Genomic DNA, 4,132 nt, shown 5'->3' on the forward strand with positions numbered 1-4,132 from the left:
ATGAAAACAGCCACAATAAGAGAACTCAAACAAGAGTTAAACCATCATTCTCAGGAAGAACTGATAGAATTATGTTTACGGCTGTCAAAATTCAAAAAAGAAAATAAAGAATTATTAACCTACCTCCTGTTTGAAGCTTCAAGCGAATCAACTTATATTGAGAATGTAAAAGCCGAAGTAGACAACTACTTCGACGAGATCAATATCAAAAGCTATCATTATATAAAAAAGAGTGTTCGAAAAATTCTGCGAATCGTAAAAAAGTACATTCGCTACTCTAAAAAGAAAGAAACAGAAGTGGAACTGATGCTGTATTTTTGTGCCACACTTAAAAATATGCACCCTCCTATCGAGAAAGACAAGGCTCTTTTCAATATTTACAAGCGTCAGGTGGAATCAGTAAAAAAAGCTATCTCCAATTTACACGAAGATTTGCAGTTTGACTACGAAAGGGAACTGGAAAAAATCACTAAAACGAATGATTTGAACGATTATCAATGAAAGCAATTAATTCAATCACTTTATCTTTCTTTTTATATACCAGAGAAATATTTTCATGAACAAGGCAGATCCTAAGAAGTTTTTTTTCTGATTGTTTACAGGAAATTCTATTTAGTTTTAAATTGTCAAGAATATTATTTGTTCTTGATTCAAAATCCCGGACAATTTCAATTGGCCAACGTTCTATTAAATCATCAATAACTTTTTCGTATGACTTCTTGGCTTGGGCTGACCATATAATTATCATTACTTTTGAGCTTCTGATATTCTTTTTCTAATACTTGAACGAACATCTTCATCGCTATGAATATTATTCTTTTCAATATCAGATAATCCCTTTTCTATTAAATTCTTATTTTCAACACTCAAATCATCCCACCAATCAGATTCTTTATTCAACTGAACAAAATCCAATTTTTCAATTAGTTCTAAAAAAAAACTAAGTTGATTATCTTTAATATTTAGTGTTATTTGTGCCATTAACTGATAGTCTGATTTCTTTTTACAAAAATACGATAATTAATATTGCAATATATAAAAAAATAGGAGCAGGTCGAAATGAAATATAAAATCCATAATGCTGCTAATATTAATTAAAAATGACAATGCTCTTTTCAATACCTACAAGCGTCAGGTGGAATCAGTAAAAAAAGCTATCTCCAATTTACACGAAGATTTGCAGTTTGACTACGAAAGGGAACTGGAAAAAATAGAAGATAATTAATTTAACTGCTCCTTGAATTTTCTTTTTATAGAGTCAAAGTTCAAATACCTCGCCTTTCTGCTCAACTCTTTTATCAAGCTTAAATTCTTCCTCAAAAACTTTTGATGGGCTTCGCTTTCCACGTTGAAAGGACGGTGATTTGCGGCAGCTATTACCTTCTCAACCTTCTTTACTTTATGAACAGTATCCTCCCCTACCCAGTTATACAACAATCTTTCCCAAACATAATCTGTTGCCAGTTGATTAGGATGCATAAAATCCCTGTCGAAAAACCTGTAATCGCGCAACTCATCCATCACTATTTCGTAAGATGGAAAATAATCACTTCCGCTTTCCTTTATCATTTCATCAACAGCCAAAAACAATGCCGATTTACTAATATTATTGTTATGTGCTCCATCGGCCAAATGTCTGACCGGACTTATTGTGAAGATAGTTTGTAACCCGGAATTTGCCGTTTGTAGTTTTGATAAAATAGCATTTCCTGATTCTACAATTTCTTCAACAGACAATAATCTCTTTTCGAATTCTTTCTGTGGTATTTTATGACAATTTGCTACAAGTTGCTGCTTTTCTATATACTCATAAATCCAGGCTGTGCCGAAAGTGAGAAAAAGATGAGTGGCATTATTCAAATGCTCATTCATTTCATCAATCAAATTATTACTCTTTTCCAATGCCTCCTCAAGTGTATAATATGATAAATCGCCATGCAGATCCAGATTAATCCACTTTTCATTAAAAAACTGCCAGTCATCTTCTACAAAATACCTTTTATCAATACTTCTGTCCAATAGTTTAAAAATAGAAACAGGATTAAATATTACACCAAAAGGATTTACCGTAGTATCGAATAATCGTTCTACAAACTTGTTACCAATATTCCCGGAAAAGCACGACCCTAAAAAGATTAACTTATCATTATATCTAATCACTTTCGAGGGCTCATTTATCGATACTGTTGATTGTAACTGCATAATATTTAAAGAAAAAAGCTGTACTTATTTGTACAGCTTCAAAATTAACTTATTTATTCTTACCGGAAAAAAACTTTAGACCTTATAAGCTATAATTTCAAACACCTCTTTCTGTTGTTTGGTTTATAATTTAATCACTGATTCGGCACTTATACCATCTACCACTTAAATTTACTGTAATTAATTCTACTTTAGGTTTTTAAAGGTATTTTGATGTTCACTTCAAATTACGTACATTGTATAACGTTATAGAATAATACAATGTCATTTCTTTAACCCAAATACCTAAACCTAAATTAAACAAGCATATTAAATACTCAAAAATTAACCCAATCACCTTGTTAAGGTAGGCCTTTATAATAAAGGCTAATTACTAACTTTTAAATTTACTTATTATGGCGAATTTTGATGATTACAAAGCCAAACTGAATGCCATCATGGCAATCCCCGATCAGGATGTAAAAAATCCAAGCCAACCTGTTGACACCTTCTTACAGGAAGCAGAAAACCTGTTTAAGTGGACACTCGACGATGCCGCACAGTTAAATACAGTGGGGATCAGTAACGAAATGCTAAACGACCTGCCTGTAAGAGCAGGTGCATGTCGCGAAGCCCAGTCGGTATGGAACAAAGATTTCCGTTCGCAAAAAGAGGCTCAGAAACTATGGGGAGTAAAAGCTCCGGCAGCCTATGATTTCCGCGAAGAACTTCTGCGTGCCATTCGCTATGCCTACCGTAAAGATGCGGTACTGCTTAGCAGGGTAACAGCCATTAGTAAGGGTGATGGACATGCCGATATGATCCAGGATCTTAACGATATTGCCGTTTTGGGAAAAGAAAACAACGACCTGCTTAATGCAATAGGTTTCGATACGGCAAAACTAGATACGGCTGCAAATATGGCCGATGAACTGGCAGAACTGCTTGCCGAAGCCAATGGCGACAAAGCCGAACAAAACGAATCAAAAGTTATCAGAGATAAAGCATACATGCACCTGAAAGAACTTGTTGATGAAGTAAGAGCAGCAGGGAAATATGTGTTCCACAAAGATAAAACAAGGTATAAAGGCTACACAAGCTCCTACTGGAAAAACAAAAAAAGAACAAACAATTCTTTAGTCGAGCTTCAATAAGCTTACATATTATACCATTTACGGTTTAAAATTACTGTATAATATAATAGAAGATTTTTGCTTTAGACGAAAAAGAAAAACGAGGCATAGCAGAGCTACGGAGAGTTTTTATTTTGAAGACTAAAGCCAAAAGATTCGTTTTATTACAGTAGTTTTAAGTTGTAGATGGTATTATAACTAAATAAGGCTTCCTGCCGCAAGGTGATGCGTCATTGCTAATAAAAAAGCTGTCCTGTACGGCAAAGATTAAGTAAATATTAGCAAGGATGGGGTAAACCACCGGCAGGAAGCCGTTTTTATTGCCCCGCATGCGAAAAAACATGTAGCAGGACGCCTAAACCTTTAGCAGGACGCCTCCCACAGCGGCAGGAAGGTGAAATTTTAAGGCAGGACGACATTCCGAAGCCGCAGCATAAGGATTTTTTCGGCAGGAACTCAAAATTCTTAGCACGGACTATAAAAAATATATCACAGGGCACAAAAAACTTAACAGGACACTCACTACATACAACAGGAAACAGAAAAGCACCGGCAGGACACCGATTTTTTTGTCACGGAGATGAAAAAAACTGCATGGATGTAAAGAGTTTTAGCAGGAGAGGGGTTCCCTGTACATCAGAGGGAAATTATGAATGAATGCTTGATGGTTATCAATGATATATTACACTTACTTCTCTATTTTTATTTCAAAAGTTTAATCTTTAATCATAAAAAAGGGTCAAGTCATATTTTTGGGGAGAAAATTATATAAAGCGTTTGGTTGGACCGATTCAATCTATGGTTTACTGCATTTATTT

At 34.6% G+C, this 4,132-nt stretch carries 5 protein-coding genes; 3 read left to right on the top strand and 2 right to left on the bottom strand.

All coding sequences use genetic code 11. The features are described 5' to 3' along the window. Positions 1 to 501: hypothetical protein (locus ABFR62_13320; GenBank protein ID MEN8139400.1), on the top strand; the 501-nt coding region annotated here is incomplete at its 5' end. Positions 502 to 747: 246 nt separating this feature from the next. On the opposite strand, the gene ABFR62_13325 is transcribed toward ABFR62_13320, so the two are convergent. Then, positions 748 to 981 (bottom strand): hypothetical protein, encoded by a 234-nt coding sequence (locus ABFR62_13325; protein MEN8139401.1) that lies wholly within the window; start codon positions 979 to 981, stop codon positions 748 to 750. Positions 982 to 1,078: 97 nt separating this feature from the next. Between ABFR62_13325 and ABFR62_13330 the strand changes: the two genes are divergently transcribed. Further along, the gene (locus ABFR62_13330) at positions 1,079 to 1,225 is read left to right on the top strand and encodes a hypothetical protein (GenBank protein MEN8139402.1); all 147 of its coding nucleotides are present in this window, start codon (positions 1,079 to 1,081) and stop codon (positions 1,223 to 1,225) included. On the opposite strand, the gene ABFR62_13335 is transcribed toward ABFR62_13330, so the two are convergent. Next, a complete protein-coding gene (locus ABFR62_13335; GenBank protein MEN8139403.1) occupies positions 1,222 to 2,202 on the bottom strand; it encodes a GSCFA domain-containing protein in 981 nt (326 codons plus the stop codon). The two genes, ABFR62_13330 and ABFR62_13335, sit on opposite strands and share 4 nt — an antisense overlap. 395 nt (positions 2,203 to 2,597) lie before the next feature. Between ABFR62_13335 and ABFR62_13340 the strand changes: the two genes are divergently transcribed. After that, positions 2,598 to 3,335 carry a hypothetical protein gene (locus ABFR62_13340; GenBank protein MEN8139404.1) on the top strand — a complete coding sequence of 246 codons (738 nt, stop codon included), beginning with the start codon at positions 2,598 to 2,600 and terminating at the stop codon, positions 3,333 to 3,335. The last annotated feature ends 797 nt before the right edge of the window (positions 3,336 to 4,132 follow it).

It is taken from the genome of Bacteroidota bacterium, from assembly GCA_039714315.1.
Classification (GTDB): domain Bacteria; phylum Bacteroidota; class Bacteroidia; order Flavobacteriales; family JADGDT01; genus JADGDT01.

What these genes read in the sequence shown, in the direction of transcription:
- ABFR62_13325 (MEN8139401.1), bottom strand. Translation starts at nt 981, where the DNA reads ATGGCACAAATAACACTAAATATTAAAGATAATCAACTTAGTTTTTTT.
- ABFR62_13330 (MEN8139402.1), top strand. Translation starts at nt 1,079, where the DNA reads ATGCTGCTAATATTAATTAAAAATGACAATGCTCTTTTCAATACCTAC.
- ABFR62_13335 (MEN8139403.1), bottom strand. Translation starts at nt 2,202, where the DNA reads ATGCAGTTACAATCAACAGTATCGATAAATGAGCCCTCGAAAGTGATT.
- ABFR62_13340 (MEN8139404.1), top strand. Translation starts at nt 2,598, where the DNA reads ATGGCGAATTTTGATGATTACAAAGCCAAACTGAATGCCATCATGGCA.